This window comes from Nesterenkonia sp. PF2B19 (assembly GCF_001758425.2).
GTDB classification, from domain to species: Bacteria; Actinomycetota; Actinomycetes; order Actinomycetales; family Micrococcaceae; genus Nesterenkonia; species Nesterenkonia aethiopica.
Window position 1 is genome coordinate 20999 of record NZ_MDSS02000034.1, and the last position, 16603, is coordinate 37601.

Annotated in this window: 15 protein-coding genes, 1 tRNA gene and 3 pseudogenes; 5 read left to right on the forward strand and 14 right to left on the reverse strand. The window is 69.7% G+C overall.

Annotated features, from left to right (window positions below; genetic code table 11):
* Positions 1-65: 65 nt before the first annotated feature.
* The 3 genes from BCY76_RS10955 to BCY76_RS10965 are packed head-to-tail and all read right to left on the reverse strand — an operon-like array spanning position 66 to position 2826.
* Positions 66-746 (reverse strand): cupin domain-containing protein, encoded by a 681-nt coding sequence (locus tag BCY76_RS10955; RefSeq protein WP_336582150.1) that lies wholly within the window; start codon positions 744-746, stop codon positions 66-68.
* Entirely contained in the window at positions 743-1693 is a 951-nt protein-coding gene (locus BCY76_RS10960; protein ID WP_237090106.1) for a PmoA family protein, read from the reverse strand. Before BCY76_RS10960 ends, BCY76_RS10955 begins: the two co-directional genes overlap by 4 nt.
* Entirely contained in the window at positions 1690-2826 is a 1137-nt protein-coding gene (locus BCY76_RS10965; RefSeq protein WP_070160002.1) for a Gfo/Idh/MocA family protein, read from the reverse strand. Before BCY76_RS10965 ends, BCY76_RS10960 begins: the two co-directional genes overlap by 4 nt.
* A 311-nt stretch (positions 2827-3137) precedes the next feature.
* On the opposite strand from BCY76_RS10965, the gene BCY76_RS10970 reads away from it, so the two are divergent.
* The gene (locus tag BCY76_RS10970; RefSeq protein WP_070160041.1) at positions 3138-4178 is read left to right on the forward strand and encodes a LacI family DNA-binding transcriptional regulator; all 1041 of its coding nucleotides are present in this window, start codon (positions 3138-3140) and stop codon (positions 4176-4178) included.
* Positions 4179-4189: 11 nt separating this feature from the next.
* Here BCY76_RS10970 and BCY76_RS10975 read toward each other — a convergent pair whose 3' ends face one another.
* The 11 genes and pseudogenes from BCY76_RS10975 to BCY76_RS11025 all read right to left on the reverse strand — a co-directional run bounded on the left by BCY76_RS10975 (position 4190) and on the right by BCY76_RS11025 (position 15231).
* Positions 4190-4702 (reverse strand): TetR/AcrR family transcriptional regulator, encoded by a 513-nt coding sequence (locus BCY76_RS10975; RefSeq protein ID WP_170922665.1) that lies wholly within the window; start codon positions 4700-4702, stop codon positions 4190-4192.
* Between the two features lie 19 nt (positions 4703-4721).
* Positions 4722-5810 (reverse strand): FAD-dependent monooxygenase, encoded by a 1089-nt coding sequence (locus tag BCY76_RS10980; RefSeq protein WP_070160000.1) that lies wholly within the window; start codon positions 5808-5810, stop codon positions 4722-4724.
* A gap of 84 nt (positions 5811-5894) precedes the next feature.
* A tRNA-Leu gene (locus BCY76_RS10985) sits at positions 5895-5968 on the reverse strand.
* Between the two features lie 113 nt (positions 5969-6081).
* Positions 6082-7464, reverse strand: coding sequence for an NAD(P)/FAD-dependent oxidoreductase (locus BCY76_RS10990; protein WP_070159998.1), 1383 nt, complete (start codon positions 7462-7464; stop codon positions 6082-6084).
* Between the two features lie 200 nt (positions 7465-7664).
* Positions 7665-9322, reverse strand: a pseudogene (locus tag BCY76_RS20740) (S8 family peptidase).
* Between the two features lie 144 nt (positions 9323-9466).
* Positions 9467-10528, reverse strand: coding sequence for a Ppx/GppA phosphatase family protein (locus tag BCY76_RS11000; RefSeq protein WP_083277393.1), 1062 nt, complete (start codon positions 10526-10528; stop codon positions 9467-9469).
* Positions 10525-11126 (reverse strand): annotated as a pseudogene (locus tag BCY76_RS11005) (DUF501 domain-containing protein). The gene BCY76_RS11000 and the pseudogene BCY76_RS11005 overlap by 4 nt, the downstream one beginning before the upstream one ends.
* A gap of 66 nt (positions 11127-11192) precedes the next feature.
* Positions 11193-11786 (reverse strand): FtsB family cell division protein, encoded by a 594-nt coding sequence (locus BCY76_RS11010; RefSeq protein ID WP_139827748.1) that lies wholly within the window; start codon positions 11784-11786, stop codon positions 11193-11195.
* Positions 11787-11986: 200 nt separating this feature from the next.
* Positions 11987-13267 (reverse strand): phosphopyruvate hydratase, encoded by a 1281-nt coding sequence (eno, locus tag BCY76_RS11015; RefSeq protein WP_085437674.1) that lies wholly within the window; start codon positions 13265-13267, stop codon positions 11987-11989.
* Between the two features lie 21 nt (positions 13268-13288).
* Entirely contained in the window at positions 13289-14080 is a 792-nt protein-coding gene (locus tag BCY76_RS11020; RefSeq protein ID WP_083277329.1) for a MazG nucleotide pyrophosphohydrolase domain-containing protein, read from the reverse strand.
* Positions 14077-15231 (reverse strand): adenosine deaminase, encoded by a 1155-nt coding sequence (locus BCY76_RS11025; protein ID WP_070158987.1) that lies wholly within the window; start codon positions 15229-15231, stop codon positions 14077-14079. Before BCY76_RS11025 ends, BCY76_RS11020 begins: the two co-directional genes overlap by 4 nt.
* 64 nt (positions 15232-15295) lie before the next feature.
* On the opposite strand from BCY76_RS11025, the gene BCY76_RS18140 reads away from it, so the two are divergent.
* The 4 genes and pseudogenes from BCY76_RS18140 to BCY76_RS19385 all read left to right on the forward strand — a co-directional run.
* On the forward strand, positions 15296-15445 hold the full coding sequence (locus BCY76_RS18140; protein WP_170922666.1) for a hypothetical protein: 150 nt from the start codon (positions 15296-15298) through the stop codon (positions 15443-15445).
* 45 nt (positions 15446-15490) lie between these two features.
* Positions 15491-15814, forward strand: a complete 324-nt coding sequence (locus BCY76_RS11030) for a transposase (RefSeq protein WP_070158988.1) — start codon at positions 15491-15493, stop codon at positions 15812-15814.
* Positions 15811-16002, forward strand: a complete 192-nt coding sequence (locus tag BCY76_RS11035; protein WP_085437676.1) for a hypothetical protein — start codon at positions 15811-15813, stop codon at positions 16000-16002. The genes BCY76_RS11030 and BCY76_RS11035 overlap by 4 nt, the downstream gene beginning before the upstream one ends.
* Before the next feature lie 33 nt (positions 16003-16035).
* Positions 16036-16275: pseudogene (locus tag BCY76_RS19385) on the forward strand (IS3 family transposase); the annotation flags it as partial.
* Between the last annotated feature and the right edge of the window lie 328 nt (positions 16276-16603).

The window sequence follows — 16603 nt, forward strand, 5'->3', positions numbered from 1 at the left end:
CCTCCAGGTCTTCAGGCGGCCACACATGCCGAACAGTCGGGGGCCGGGCCTGGGCTCACCCCGGATCACGGAAGCTTCCTGCAGGTGGGAGGCATCGCCGTCGGCGAGCGCCTCCAGCTGGGCTCGGGTGCGCTCGGTCTCGGCCTCCACGTTCGCGGCCCAGATCTCGCGCCACTGCTCGATGCGGGGACGCACCAGGCCGCCGCGCGCTCGTGGAGGCGCCGCATGGCCGCGGGCCCGTCCTGCTCGACGGCGGCGAGCAGCTGCCGGTGACCCTCGATGGCCAGGTCCCGGCGTGCCCGGGCGGCCTCGGCACGGGCCTGCTCGTCTCCGTCGGTGGGCAGCGTCACTGCCTGGTGGTAGCGCTCGGGATCGGCGAGGACCTCATCGGGGAAGGTCATCACGGCATCTCCCGCCTCCGGCAGCCCGGCGTTCTGCATGATGACCGCCAGCTCGAGTCCTGTGTGATTGACCAGCCGGTGCACGGTGCCGGGGGTGAACCACAGCAGGGACCCCTTCTCCAGAGGATCCTGCGCCGCGCCGTCCGCGCTGAGGGTGTGCACCTCGCCACGGCCGGCCGTGACCACATAGGCCTCGGTGGACAGCGTGTGCAGGTGCGGGGTCCCGCCGTGGAGGCCGTCCGGAGTGTCCCAGTCATACACGCACAGATCGCTCACTGAGGTCCCCCCGGGGAACCGCGGCAGGGAACGTGAGGGACGGGCGGAGTTCTCCTGGGGGGCGCTCACAGGGCGAACTCCTCCCCCAGCGCCGTCAGCTCCTCCCCGCTGCACACCTTCGCGATGAACACGAAGCGATGATGCAGGCGCAGCCGCCCCTCGGCGGGCAGATGGATCTCCTGGTCGAAGGCCGGCGACGGGCTGGTGACCGTGAAGATGCCGGTGCGGGTGAACCACTTGATCGGCGGAACCTCCGCGTCCTGGGACTCGGAGGACCCGGCGAAGGCCATCACCGTGCCGCCGCCGTCGAGCTCGTCATGTTCGGAGGAGAAGGCGACCCAGCCCGCCGGGGCTCCCATCGTGTTCTCCTCGCCCGCGGCGCCGGCGGAGTTCACGACGTCGCAGCCGGTCCAGGAGCGCGGCCCGCGCCAGAACCAGCCGGTGTAGCCGGCATTGGGCCGGCCCGCCGTCGTCGGGCTGCCCATCGGCAGCGTGCGGCCGCTGACGTTGGTCAGCTCGGTGGTGAGGTCGATGGCCCACACGCCCCGACCGGGGCCGAAGCGGTCGACGTCCAGCGAGTGGACCCGCTGGATGCGGTGTTCGTCGAACCAGTGCTCCCCGCGGGAGGTGATCCACTCCAGCGTCTCGTCGAAGACGACGTCCTCACCGGCCGTCGGCTCCACGGCGAAACCGGTGTGCTTCATGGTGCCGAGGTTGTCGCGCATCTGATAGCCGGTCTCTGCGGCGAAGGTGGGGCCACCCCAGAAGTTCTGGTCCGCCACATGCGACCAGGTGAACTGCAGGCCGGTGTGCCAGCGGTGGTCCCAGGGGCGGCGCACCGCGGCCTCGCCACCATCGGTGAAGCGCAGGGGGAACAGGTACGGCTTCGGGGCCTCCTCCTTCGGCGAGTCCGGGTGGATGACGTAGCGCAGGATCTCGATGCCCGCGGCGTCGACGGCGATGGCGTCCTGCTCGGCGCGGACGTCGAAGCCTGTGGTCACGGCAGTGCTGGTCACTGGACGGTCTCCTTGCTGACAGCGGTGTTCTCCGCGCTGCCGTAGACGAACGAGGGGTCATGCATGGCGGAGTAGTAGGTGCCCTCGGGCTTCATCTCCGCCCGCCGGACGGTGCGGCCCGTCTCCGCGGATTCGTAGAGCGCGGCGATGAACTCCAGGACTCGGCGTCCGTCGTCGCCCGAGGCGCGGGGACGCACCCCCGCGGCCATTGCGTCCAGCAGCTCGGAGAGCTGCTGCTTGTGCGAGGAGGGGACGTTCTCCTGCGGCGTCCAACCGGCCGCCGAGCCGTCCTCGGCACGGTGGGGCGCCGGGGTCCAGGTCCAGGAGCTGTTGTCATACCCGTAGAGGTGCTCCACCTCCACGGTGGCGTCCTGGAAGTCGAAGCGCAGGTAGGAGACCTCCCGGGGGGAGAGCACGGAGTTCACCACGGAGGCCATGGCGCCGTTGGCGAAGCGCACTGTTGCCAGGGAGACGTCCTCGGTCTCGACGTCCCGGTCCAACGCGTCCGCGACGGCCGTGACCTCGGTCCAGTCGCCGAGGATCTCGAAGAGCAGGTCCATCTGGTGGATGCCGTGTCCCATGGCCGGACCGCCACCCTCGGTGGCCCACTTGCCGCGCCACGGCACCTCGTAGTAGCCGTGAGTGCGGTACCAGAGGGTGTGGCAGACCGCGACCAGCGGGCGCCCGAGAGTGTGGTCCCGGACCTGCTGTTTGAGCTGCTGGGCTCCGGAGCCGAAGCGGTGCTGAAAGACGTAGGAGGCGAAGGGCCCACTCTCGCCCTCGTGGGCCGCCACCTCGTCATATTCGGCCAGGGTGAGCACCGGGGGCTTCTCGCACCACACCCACGCGCCCGCCTTCAAGCCCTTGATGACGCCGTCCTTGTGCGCCACCGGCGGGGTGCACAGCACCAGCAGGTCGGGACGTTCCGCGGCGAGCATGGTGTCGACGTCGCTGTAGCAGCCCGGGATGTCCCACTCCTCGGCCACAGCGCTGAGACGGTCGGCGTCGACGTCGGCGATGGCCACCACCTCCACACGGTCCTCATGGGCCTTCAGTGTGGGCAGGTGCGCCACGGTGGCGATGCCTCCGGCGCCGACGACGGCGGCGCGGACGCGGGGGGATGCGGCGGTCATGGATGTGCTCCTCGCGGGATGGGGATGGTTCACGGTCACGTCGACCTGTGACGGTGGTGCCGACCCGTTACTGTGATCGATCACTTTATGACGTTGACCACAAGAGTAGGGAGTGCGAGGTTAGGCTGTCAACACCGAATTGTCATCCATGTCACACGCCTGCGGAGCAGGTGCCGCGCGCTCAGTCCGCTGGCCGCCGCCGCAGGGCGATGGCAGGATGGAGCAGCGGACCGGATGCGTCATCCGATGGCCCCATGGCCCAGCAGTCCGTCCGGCCCGCGACGGACAGCCAGCACAGGAGAGGTGACCACGTGGCGTCAGAGACCACCCCCGAGGCGCGGCCCGCCCGCGCCGCGACCATCCACGAGGTCGCCCGCCGGGCCGGCGTCTCTCACCAGACCGTCTCCCGTTATCTGCGCGACATGGGCCCCTTCCGTGCCGACACCATCGCGCGGGTCGAGGCCGCCATCAAGGAGCTGGACTACCGGCCCAATATGATCGCCCGGTCCATGCGGACCCGGCAGACCGGGGTCCTCACCGCCCTGCTGCCCGCTCCGGTGACCCAGATGCCCACGCCCATGCTCGCCGCCGCCGCCGAGGCGGCCCACGAGGCCGGGTATTTCATGGAGATCGCGGTGGTGGAAGGCCCGGCGGAGGAACGCAGCCGCCGGGCCCGCGAGCTGATGGGCTCCGGACGGGTGGAGGGCGTGCTCTCCTTGGCCGGACTGCCGGAGCTGCAGGAGCAGGGGAAGACCGCCGCCTCCGGGGCCCTGACCATCGTGGAGCAGTTCGACGACAAGCTCCGTGGCCTGGGCACATTGGCCGACGCTGGTGCGCTGCGCGAGATCATCTCCACCCTCGCCGATCAGGGCCATCGACGCTTCCTGCACATCCAGGGCCCCGAGGAATGGGCCTCCGCCCGTGCCCGCCGCCAGGTCTACGAGGAGACCCTCGCCGAACGCGGGCTCGAGTCCCACGGCGTCACCGGCGGCGACTGGTCCGCACACACCGGCTACCAGGCCCTGCAGTCCCTGGAGGCCGACAGCGGCGTGACGGCAGTGATCGCGGCCAACGACTTCGTGGCCCTCGGCGCCCTCCGCGCGGCGCACGAGCGTGGCTGGCGGGTCCCAGAGGACCTCAGCATCATCGGCTGGGACGACATCGACCTGGGACGCTACTCGACGCCGTCGTTGTCCACCGTGGCGGTGGACCGCGAAGGGCGGGGCCGTCTGGCCATGCAACGGCTCATCGCCCTGGTCCGCGGGGAGGAGCCTCCCACCGATGCACCGGTGCCGAACCATGTGGTGCTGCGCGAGTCCACCGGGCCTGCGCCGAGCGCGACGACCGACTGAAGAACGGAGATTCAGTCATCGGAGCCCAGGCAGGCGCGCAAGGAGGCCTCCGCCTCCGCGGACAGGCGCTCCCCTCCCAGGGCCAGGCGCTGAAGGATGATCCCCTCGACCTGCCACATGACCCGCCGGGCCGTGATCACGGGCTCAGGCAGGCCGACGCTCTGCACTGTCTCCGCCGCCCACTCCTCCATGTGCTCCCGTCCCCGCGCAAGAACATCTCGCACCTGGTGATCGTGGATGGCCTCGACGAAGAGGGCGAGCCGTGCCGCCGTCACGGTCCGCTGAGCGCCTGTCGCGAGGTCGATGAATGTGCAGAGAGCGTCGACGAGCCCGTCGATGCTCTGGGGGCGCTCCTCCGCATCGAAGACCGCCTGCTCCATGGCCACCAGGTGCTCCACCACGCCCTGGAGGAGCTGCGCCCGGGTCCTGAAGTGGTTCGAGGTGGAGCCCTGCGGCAGACCTGCGGCGACATCGATCCGCCGATGGGTCAGGGCCCGCAACCCGTGAGATCCCAACAGCTCCACGGCTGCATCCATGGCTCGATCACGGGTGCCCACTGCGCTCCCCCTCTCTACGGAGTGAGGAGGAGACGAGGCCCGCCACGACTCGCAGTGCCCGGCGCCGGGTCTCGGGCAGGCGCCGCGCCGTCGACACTCGGCTGAGCAGCCGGGAGGCACGGACGACTCGCTGTGCCGCTCGTCGTCGCCGCCTGTCGAACACCCGCAGCCCTGCCTCGACCGTCGCCGAGACACTCAGCGCCTCAGCCAGCACGACGGCGTCGATGATCGCCTCGCAGGCGCCTCGGCCGATGTTCGGAGCCATCGCATGTGCCGCATCGCCGAGGATGACGACCCTGCCGCGGTGCCAGCTGCGCAGCGGCGGCAGATCGAAGATCCGGCGCCGGTCGATTCCGGCAGATCCGGCGAGCGCCACGACATCCCGCACCCCGGGGTGCCAGTCTCCGAACAGCGTGCTCAACAGCTCGTCGTCGGGGAGTCCTGAGCACTCATCCAGGAGGTCGTCCCGAACCGCGGCGAACCAGTTGGCCATGCCTGACTCCTGCGGGGTGACCCCGAAGAGACGCCCCGGCCCCCAGGTCTCGCAGGTAGTCTCCACGGGGCCAGGGACCGTCCCTCTGAACGCGGTGACGCGCAGCTCTCGAGGACGGACCTCCTGGCCCGCGACCACAGACCGCAGCCGGCTGTGGATGCCGTCAGCGCCGACCACCAGGTCCGCATCGGACATGTCGGTCCCAGTCAGCTCTGCCAGGTCCTCCAGCGGATCTCCCCAGCGAACGGCATCCTCGAGCTTCCCCTCCCACAGGAACCGATGCAGAGCTGGGCGTGAGAGGAGGACAGCCGGTGCCGGGGTTCTGACGGCGGCAATCTCGGTCCCGTCGGGGCGGAGGAACGCCGCCCCATGCTGCACAGCTCCTGCATGACGCACACGGTCGCCCACTCCCAAGGCATCCAGAGCGGCCAGAGCCTCGGGCCACATCCCCAGCGCAGTGCCGGCTTCGGGCAAGCCGTGCGCCCGCTCGCGAAGCTCCACCTCCCATCCCGCAGCGAGGAGAGCTCTGCCCACGGCCAAGCCCGAGATGCCTGCTCCGACGACGACCGCACGCCCCACCATGCCACGAAGCTACTACATTCGTAGTACCGCGTCGAGGGTGCGGATCCTCCGTCGAGGACCGCACGCGCGTTCAGCGATCTTCGGTGCCCCCACTGGGACTCGAACCCAGACTGTGCTGATTTTAAGTCAGCTGCCTCTGCCGATTGGGCTATGGGGGCGCAGACACGACGACGGCGAGCCCGCCGCCAGGACCATCTTAGGTCTCCGGCAGAGGCTCGCCGTCGTCTCTGGGAATCTCGGGATCGGACGTCGTCCGATCAGAAGTCGAGGATCAGGCGTCGGCCTTCTTCTTGGCCGGGGTCGCGGCCTCCTCGAACTGGCGGCGCGGGGTCTCCAGGTCGCGCAGCGGGGTGATGTCCCGACCGAAGACGAACTCGTTGAGCCAGTTGCTGGCCACGCGCACCTTGCGCTCCACGGTGGGGATCGCCATGCCGTGGTAGCCGCGGTGGGCCAGCCAGGCCGGGAAGCCCTTGAGCTTGACTCCCATCGGGTTGCCCACACCCTTGAACAGGCCCAGTCCGGCCACAGCGCCGAGGGAGTCGTGCTTGTACTCGCTGACCTTCCCCTCCCCGAAGCGGGCGGCCACGAGGTTCTTGACCAGCTGCTTGGACTGGCGCAGCGCGTGCTGAGCGTTGGGGACACAGAAGCCGCCCGGCCCGGCGCCGGTGAGGTCCGGCACGGCGGCGACGTCGCCGGCCGTCCAGGCGCCCTCGATCGGGCTGCCCTCCTCGTCGACGATCTGCAGCGCGGCAGAGGCGGTGATGCGGCCGCGCTCGTCGATCGGGAAGCTGGAGCGGCGTGCGACTGCATTGGCGGCCACACCGGCGGTCCAGACCAGGGTGTCGGCCTCGAAGCGGTCGGCCTCGGACTTGTCCGCCATATTGATCAGCTGCAGCTCGCCGTCGACGGCGGAGCCCAGCGACGTGTTCAGCAGCACCTCGATGCCGCGGCCGCGCAGGTGCTCGACCACGCCGACGGCCTGGTCCTCGGAGACCTCCGGCATGATGCGGCCCATGGCCTCGACGAGCACGATGCGCACGTCGGACTGACTCAGGCGCGGGTTGGCCGAGACGGCGGCGCGGATGATGTCCTCCATCTCCGCGATGCACTCGATGCCGGCGAAGCCGCCGCCGACCACGGTGAAGGTCAGCGCCCGGGACTTGGCCTTCTCATCGGTCATGGTGGAGGCGGCCTCGATGCGCTCCAGGATCTGGTTGCGCAGCGTCAGGGCCTCCTCGATGGTCTTCAGACCGATGCCCTGCTCGGCCAGACCCTCGATCGGGAAGGTGCGAGTGGTCGCGCCCGCCGCCATGATGATGTCCTGGTACGGGATCTCGACGCTCTCCCCGTCCTCCAGCTCCACGCTGGCGGTGCGCTCCGCGTGGTCCACCTCCGTGACCTTGCCGGTGATGACCTCCGTGTCCCGCAGGTGGCTGCGGTGGGAGACGATCGCGTGCCGAGCCTCGATGTGCCCGCCGACCACCTCAGGGAGGAACGGCTGATAGGTCATGTAGGGAAGCGGGTCGACCAGGGTGACGACGCCGCCCTCGGCCTTGACCTTCTTCTGGAGCTTCTGGGCGACGGTGAGGCCGACATATCCACCGCCGACGATCAGAATGCGCGGTCTCTCTGAGAGCTTCTGCGAGATTGCCATGGATGCCATCCTAGCGCTGGTGCTGAGGGGTACGTGAACTGCACACAGCAACAGCGGCGGCCCCTCACCGATCTCCGGTGCGGACCACCGCCACGCTGCGTGTCCTTCCTTCAGTGCAGTCTACTGCCAGGCACGGTGAGGGGCGCGGGTATGACGCTGGACGCCTGTTCCCCTCACCGTGCGGTCTCCGGCAGATCGACTCAGGAGCGCCGACGCCGGGACGTCAGGTGCACTGCTGCCACGCTGACCACCGAGATCACCAGCAGCGCGGCGACCCCGACCACCACCGGTCCCGCCCAGTCCTGGGTGCCCCTGGCGTCGGAGGCCTGCGGCCGGTCCCGGGGGTCGCCCTCGGGGCCGGGTGAGACGCCGGCGTCGCTGGGGATGTCGGCGTGCTCGGTGTTGTCGGACTCTCCGCGGCGATGGACACGGATCCACTCCTCGAGGGTCTCGTAGGCCGACGGATCGAACTCCGGGACGTCATCGCCGGCCACGGCCTGCGCCACGTTGAGGATGCCCTGTCCGAACTCGGGGTCCACACCGTTGCCGTCGCCGACTCCGTCGGCGGTGCTCAGCAGCCGGTGTTTGACCTCCTCGGCGGAGAGGTCAGGATGCGCGGACCACACCAGTGCCGCCGCTCCCGCGACGATCGGCGCCGCGCCGGAGGTGCCCATCCACTGGGTGTTGAGCCCGTCCGGGACCGCCCCGACCAGCGGTTCCGAAGGAGCGGCGATGTCCACCGCGATGCCCTGGGCGGAGGCGTCCTCGCTGATCTCCCGATCCTCGTTGACGCCTGCGACGGTCAGCACGCCGGGGATCTCGCCGGGGCGCCGACGCTCCAGCTGCCGGAGACTCGGTTGCCCGCCGCGGCGACGACCAGCACGTCGTTCTCCGCAGCCTTCAGGAAGGCCTCGTCCCAGGACTCGGGCCACTCCTGCTCGTTAGGCAGGCCGAAGGACATGTTGATGATGTCCGCCCCGTTGTCCACGGCCCAGTCCACGGCCTCGACCACCTGGTCCTCCAGGTCCGGGCCGTAGGAGTTCGGCATCTCCAACGCCATGGACACGCTCAGCACGTCCGCCTCGGGGGCGACGCCGATCACGCCGGCCGCGTCTTCCTCGGCGTCTTCGTCCTCGCCGTCTTCGTCCTCGCCGTCTTCGTCAGCGTCGTCAGCGTCGTCCTCGTCCTCGTCGTCGTCTTCGTCCTCGTCGTCGTCCTCGTCGGCGTCCTCGTCGTCGTCAGCGTCCTCGTCGTCCTCGGTGGTCGAGGCGGGCAGGATCGCCGAGGCGGTGAGGTCCAGCGGCTCACTGCCCTCGCCCGTCAGAAGGACGTCAGGGCTCAGCACTCCGGCACCCTGCGAGAGACCTCGGTTCTCCGCACCCTCGAGCTCGTCGAGGAGGTCGTCCCAGAACTGCTCCCAGTCCTCGTCGGTGAACTCCTCGTAGTCCTCCGGCTCAGGGAGCTCGTCGAGCTCGTCTCCGGTGGGCTCGTAGCCACGCCCGGCCGCCAGGGAGGCCACCATGGTGCCGTGTTCGGTGGAGAACTGCTCCACCGGCCCCCCAGAGCCGTCACCACCTCCGGAGACGTCGGTGCCGTCGACGACGGCGCCCTCCAAGGTGGGGTGGTCGGCGTCGACGCCGGTGTCGAGGATCGCGATGGTCACGCCCTCGCCTCGAGCGGTCTCCCAGGCCTCGGTGACGCCATAGTCCTCGAGCCAGAACTGCGCGTCCCGCCAGGCATCAGCCTGGGCGGCAGGAGCCGTGACCACCCCGCCGACGGTGACAGCGGGGGCCAGCAGCAGCGCGGCGGGCGGCCAGCATTCCCGGCTCGGCCGCACGACGCCGCCCGTGACGGCCACGCCGTCCTCCGTGGGGCGAGCCCTGCCGGGCCGCGTCCCTCGTCTCCGGGGCAGCGTCAGTCATGGTCTTCCTTCTGTTCCGTTCCCTGCTGGGGTGCTCGTGATGCTGGGGGCGCTCGTGATGCGTACTCATGCGGGCAGGGCTCAGCCCCGGCCGGTCGCCTCCTGCGCGGCGCCGGTGGCGAGCGACAGGGCGATGCCGTCCAGAATGTCATGCTCCGACGCGACGGCGGTAGTCACCCGCCCCTTCGTGACCTTATTGATGTAGTCCAGGATGGTGCCCCAGATCAGCGCACCGGCGCCGATGACGTCCACCCGGCCGGGGTGCATGAACGGCATGTGGGCCCGCTGGTCCCGGGGCGCGTGCACCAGCTGGTCCACCGACTGGTGGATGCGGTCCAACCCCACCTCGGCGCCGTGGATGAGATCCGGATCGTAGTCCTCGAGGTCCAGGGCGTGGGCGGTCACCGTGGTCACCGTGCCGGCGACGCCGATGACGACGTCGGTCTCGTGCAGCGGCATGACCTGGCTGACGTCCTCCAGGAAGGAGAGCGTCTCGAAGCTCGCCATGGAGGTCTCGGTCTCTGCCGGCGGGTCGGTGCGCATATGCCGCTCGGTGAATCGGACGCACCCCATGTCCGTGGAGATGGCGTGCTCCATGCCCTTCGAGGTGCCCAGGACGAACTCGGTGGATCCTCCGCCGAGGTCCACCACGAGGACCTTCCGCTCGGGGTCCCAGTCCAGCAGGGAGGCCGCACCCACGAAGGAGAGCCCGGCCTCCTCGCTGCCGCGGATGACCTCCGGCTCCACGCCGAGGCGGTCCTTGATGCCTGCGATGAACGCGTCGCGGTTCGCCACGTCCCGGGTCGCGGAGGTGGCCACGAAGCGGACCGCCTCCACCTTGTGCCGACGGATCAGGGCCGCGTAGCTGTCCACCGCGGCGAACGTGCGCTCCAGCGCGGCCGGGGAGAACTCTCCGGTCTCGTCCACGCCCTCGCCCAGACGGACCACGGTCATCTGCCGGACGACATCCGTGAGCCGCGAACGATGCATCTGGGCGACCGCGCTGTGCTCACCGGTCTCGGTCCCCCACGGCTCTTGCCCCTCCGGGACGCTCTGGGGTCCGCGCGGCTCCCCCGCGCTCTCCACATCGGCGATCAGCAGGCGGATCGAATTGGTCCCGCAGTCGATGGCGGCCACTCTCATTGCTGCTCCTCCTTCAGTCGCCGCACGTGTCGGCTGAGGTCACGGGTGGGGATCTCGGCGTCGTGGTCCCATGCGGCGGCACAGGTGCAGACCTCCGGCGTCCAGTCCTCGGCGATGCGGTCCAGGGTCTCGTCGCCCAGCGGGGTGATGCCGGGACCCACGGCCAGCGCGTGGCCGACGAGCACATGCAGGCACTTCACGCGGTCGGGCATGCCCCCGGCGGTGATGCCGTCGATCTCCCAGACGGGATCCACGCCGGCGGCCAGCCGGATGCGTTCACGCTCGGCCAGGTAGTTCTCATGGGCGGCCCGGTGGGCGGCGGCAAGCTCCTCGTCGTGGCCCAGCCGCTCAGTCATCTCCGCCATCACGCCGGCAGCTCCAGCCGGGACACGGCCTGGGTGAGGGTGGGGTGCGTGAGATAGAACGTCGTCGGGAAGGGGATCCCGTTGGAGAGGCGCGGCGCGGTGGCGGCCACCAGCGGGTTGCCGCAGCGGCAGCGTGCCGGGATCTCGACGACGTCGCGCACCGGCCTGCCCAGTTGCAGGCTGAGCGTGTCCAGGTCGTCCTGGGTGGGGGTGGCGCTGCGGGGCTGGGTCATCGTCTCGCGGGCTCTCCTGGTGCTCATGGGCGGGTCCTCGGCAGGAACGGACCTCCACCGTCGAGACTAATCTACGGCAGACCGGACCAGAGAATCCCATAGCGCCTCAGCCCAGGGGAGGTCGGTACGGACCTCGCTGTCCTCCTGGTTCTCCGGGGTGTCGTCCTCTCCGGTGAGGTCGCCGATCACGTGGTACTGCCGCTCCCCCGGCATCGCCAGGTTGATGCGTTCGCGCGCCTGCTGACGCACGTACTCGGGGTCGTCCCAGCGGCTGATCTCGGATTCGAGCTCGTCCTGACGCTGCTGCTCCTCGGCGATGCCGGCCTCCAGGTCGGCCAGCTCGGACCGCTGCTGGAGATAGGTGCGCACAGTGGGCACCAGGAAGGAGACCACCACCAGGGCCACCAGTGTCATCACGATCAGCCGCCCGGAGAGGGTCCGCTCCGGGACCAGCGAGCGGGCGCTGACGGCCGTGCGCTCCCCGGAACGGCGACGCTGCTTCGGCGGGCTCACCCGGCGCGCCCGCCGGGCGGCCAGGTCGGCCGGCATCCGGATCTCTCCGGAGACCTGCTCGCGCTCGGCGAGCCGGCGGGCTTCGGCGGAAGCGACGCGGGCGCTGCGGCCGGCGTCGGAGTCGCTGCGTCTGGCATGCCTGGCCATGGTCACCGCCTTCCGTGTGCCACCGGTGTCTCAGCTGGGGCGACGCCCTGCGCGCCGTCGAAGTCCCAGGGTAGTCGCCAACGGCTCGTCGACGGCGGCGGACACGCAGAGGGGCCGCACCCGGGGCATCGGAACGATGCTCCGGGTGCGGCCCCTCAGACGGTGCTCAGGTCGCGCTGATCAGGATGGGCCGACCAGAGTCAGCCGCGGAAACGCGGGAAGGCGCTCGCACCGGCGTAGGCGGCGGCGTCGCCGAGCTCCTCCTCGATGCGCAGCAGCTGGTTGTACTTCGCCACACGCTCGGAGCGGGCCGGGGCGCCGGTCTTGATCTGGCCGGCGTTGGTGGCCACGGCGATGTCCGCGATGGTGGTGTCCTCGGTCTCGCCGGAGCGGTGGGAGACCATCGTGGTGTAGCGGCTGCGCTGCGCCAGGGAGATGGCGTCCAGGGTCTCGGTCAGCGAGCCGATCTGGTTGACCTTCACCAGCAGCGAGTTGGCAGTGTCAGCGTCGATGCCCTTGGCCAGGCGGTCCGGGTTGGTGACGAAGAGGTCGTCACCCACCAGCTGGACCTTGTCGCCGATGGTCTCGGTCAGGGTCTTCCAACCGGCCCAGTCGTCCTCGTCCAGCGGGTCCTCGATGGAGACCAGCGGGTAGGCGTCCACCAGCTCGGAGTAGTAGGCGCTCATCTGCTCGGGGGTCTTCTGCTCGCCCTCGAAGGTGTAGGCGCCCTCGGAGTAGAACTCGGTGGCGGCGACGTCGAGGGCCAGCGCCACATCCGTGCCCGGGGTGTAGCCGGCGCGCTTGATGGCCTCGGTGATCAGGTCCAGCGCGTCGCGGTTCGACGGCAGGTCCGGGGCGAAGCCGCCCTCGTCACCCAGGCCGGTGTTCAGGCCCTTCTCCTTCAGCAGGCCCTTCAGCGCGTGGTAGACCTCGACGCCGGAGCGCAGCGCCTCGGAGAAGGTGGCCGCACCGATGGGAGCGATCATGAACTCCTGGATGTCCACGTTGGAGTCCGCGTGGGAGCCGCCGTTGAGGATGTTCATCATCGGCACCGGCAGCAGGTGGGCGTTCGGCCCGCCGAGGTACTTGTACAGGGGCAGATCTGAGGCGTCGGCGGCGGCCTTGGCCACGGCCAGGGAGACGCCGAGGATCGCGTTGGCGCCGAGGCTGTTCTTGTTGTCGGTGCCGTCGAGGTCCAGCAGGATCTGGTCGATCAGGCGCTGCTCGGTGGCGTCCTGGCCCTCCAGGGCGGGGGCGATGACGTCGTTGACCGCGGACACGGCGCCGGAGACGCCCTTGCCCAGGTACCGGCCCTTGTCGCCGTCACGGCGCTCCACGGCTTCGAAAGCTCCGGTGGAGGCGCCGGAGGGGACGGCGGCCTGGCCGAAGCTGCCGTCGTCGAGAAGCACGTCGACCTCGACGGTCGGGTTTCCGCGTGAGTCGAGGATCTCGCGGCCGTACACACTGGCGATGAGTGACATGGGTAGTCGGCTCCTTTTCGGTTATCTGGACAGTCCGGGGCCGACGCGCCCTTGCGCCAGCGTGCTGAGGTGGCGACGCAACGCGCGTTCGGGGTCCTGACCCCGAGAACGTGCTCTCTCCACCACCGAGAAGAGTAGTTCACCTAAGGCGTCCTCGTCAGCCGCGGCGAGCGGATCCTGGGCTGAGGAGGCGGGTCCGGCGCCGACGTCGTCGCCTGCCTCGGGGTCGGCCGAGACGGTGCGGTCCAGCCGGTCGATGAGCTTGGCGGCCCGGGCGAGGGCGGGAAGGTGGGCCGGCAGGGAGCCGACGACGGCGGCGAGCTCGGCGTCACCGTCGGCTCCGTTCTGCCCGGCCGTCACCTCCTCGACAGCCTTCTCCTCGGCCTTCTCCTCGGCCTTCTCCTGGGCCTTGATGCGGGTCCAGGCGCGTTCGATCTGGTCCAGGGAGGCCTGGGCGTCGACGTCGAGCTGCCCATCAGAGGTGAAGACATGCGGGCTGCGGCGCACCAGTTTGGCGGTGATCGCCTCGGCCACGCCGTCGAGGTCGAAGCTGGAGCGCTCGGCCGCCAGCTGGGCGTGCAGCACGATCTGGAAGAGCAGGTCGCCCAGCTCCTGACGCAGGGATTCGTCCACGCCTCCGGCCTCGATCTCCTCGACCGTCTCGTAGGCCTCCTCCACCAGGTACTCCACGAGGGAGCCATGGCTCAGCCGCTGCGTCCACGGACAGTGGAGGCGCAGCTGGGCCACCACCCACTCCAGCCGCCGCACGGGGTCCGACGGCGGCTGGGCGGACGGCTGGTGGGCCGTGGTCACTGCCAGGCCTCGAGGATCAGCGCCGAGAGCGCCTCCCGCTCCTCCTGTCCGAGGAAGGAGGACTCCAGGGCGTTGATCTGGAAGTCGGCGAGTTCGGCGAGCTCGTAGCCGAAGGCTTCGGCCAGCAGAGCCAGCTCCCCGGAGAGGGTCACCCCGGAGACCAGGCGGTTGTCCGTGTTGACCCCGACGTTGAAGCCCAGCTGGTAGAGCATGTCGAACGGGTGGTCGGTCATCGTCGCGGTCCCGTCCGAGGCGAAGGGGGCGATGGCGCCGGTCTGCAGGTTGGAGGTGGGACTGACCTCCAGGTGCACCTGCCGGTCGCGGACCCAGCGGGCGACGTCGCCGAGGATGACCTCGTAGGCGTCGCCGCCGTCGTCGGAGGTCACCGGCTCCTCAGAGATCGAGACGTCCTGGGCGATCCGCACCCCGTGGCCCAGACGCTGGGCGCGCCCGGAGACGAGCGCGTCACGGATGGACTCGACGCCGTCGGCCTCCCCGGCGTGGACGGTGGCGGGGATCATCGCCTCGGCCAGCACGGTGAACGCCGGAGCGAACCGGGACGGCGGGAAGCCGTGCTCGGGCCCAGCGATGTCGAAGCCGACCACACCGCGGTCACGGTAGCGCTTGGCCAGTTCCACGGCTTCGTCGGCACGGTCGGACTGACGCATCGCAGAGATCAGCTGGCCGACCACCACGATCCGGTCCTCATCCTCGAGGGCGGCCATGCCCTCCTCCAGCCCCGCCTGGACGGCCTCGACGGCCTCATCCAGACTCAGCCCCTGCTGCTGGTGCTGCTCCGGGGCCCAGCGGACCTCGGCGTAGACCACACCGTCCGCTGCGAGGTCCTCCACGTATTCGCGGGCCACGCGGCGCAGGTTCTGCGCGGTCTGCATGACCGCCGTGGTGAGCCCGAAGGCCTCCAGGTAGCGCTCCAGGGACCCGGAGTCGGCGTTCTCCCGGAACCGGCGGGCCAGCGCCTCGGGGTCCTCGGTGGGCAGCTCGACGCCGGCCTCGCGGGCGAGCTCGATGAGCGTGGCCGGACGCAGACCGCCGTCGAGGTGATCATGGAGGCTGACCTTGGGCAGCGAGCGGATCTGCTCGAGAAGGGAATCAGTGGAACCGGTGGTCTCAGGCGAGGAAGTCGCAGTCATGGCACCAGCCTATCGGCCATAGGATGGGCCGGGAATCGACGCACCGAACGGAGACTGAACGCCGATGGACGTCCACTGGCCCGTCTTCCTCTCCCTCGTCCTGGTGAGCTACATCTCTCCCGGCCCTGACACTGTGGTGATCCTGCGTTCCAGCGCCCGCGGGCTGCGGCCCGGCCTGTCTGCCGCCGCCGCCGGCGCACTGTGCGGACTATGAACCGCCCTGGGTTTCGTTCCGATCCGTTTTCGAGAGGATTGGGATATGCCATCGAAGTACCCGCAAGCGTTCAAGGATCGTGCCGTGCGCATGGTGCAGGACCGGCTCGAGGCCGACGAGGCGGGCCTGTCGCGGTATCAGGTGATCAAGGAGACCGCACCGAAGCTGAACGTCTCGATCGAGGGACTGCGTCGCTGGGTCGAGCAGGCCGAGGTCGATGCCGGGAAGAAGCCGGGTGCGACCACCGACGCGCAGGCTGAGATCAGACGTCTCAAACGCGAGAACGCTGAGCTGCGGCGCGCGAATGAGATCCTGAAGACCGCGTCGGCGTTTTTCGCCGCGGAGCTCGACCGGCCCACGCCGAGATGATCGCGTATGTCGACATGTATCGCGACCTGTTCGGGGTCGAGCTCATCTGCCGCACGCTCGGTGCGACAGACGGTGGGTTCCTCACTTCTCGCGGCTATCGGGCCGCGAAGGTCCGCCCCGCGAGCGACCGGCAGTTGCGTGACGCAGAGCTGGTTCCGGTGATCGAACGGATCCATGCCGACAACTAGGGCGTCTACGGGGCCCGGAAGATCTGGCACGCGATGCGCCGCGAGGGCTGGGACATCGGCCGCGATCAGGTCGCCAGGCTCATGCGTGCTGCGGGATTGTCCGGCGTGGTCCGGGGCCGGAAGCCCCGCACGACCGTCCCCGCACGGGAAGCCGATGAACGTCCGGACCTTGTGGAACGGCGCTCCACCGCGGACCGGCCGAACCGACTCTGGGTCGCGGACATCACCTACGTCCGCACCAGTTGCGGGTTCTGCTACACCGCGTTCGTCACCGACGTGTTCGATCGGAAGATCGTCGGCTGGGCTACTCGCTCCACGATGCGCACCGAGGATCTCCCATTGGAAGCCCTCGAGCACGCCCTCGTATCCGCGAAGGACCGAGCCCTAGGGCGTGTTGCTAAACCCATTGCAGAGTCGCTGCGAGGCAGAGCCAGCGTGGAAGTTCCGGGCAGTCTTATCCGTTCGTGCAGCGATCCCGCGCCACTGCTTGAGCCGGTTGAAACATCGTTCGACGACGTTGCGACCCTTGTATCGGGCCTGCTGCTCATCGCCGAAGTCGATCGGCCGCCCAGGTCTGCGCCGACGATGAGCGACCTGATCG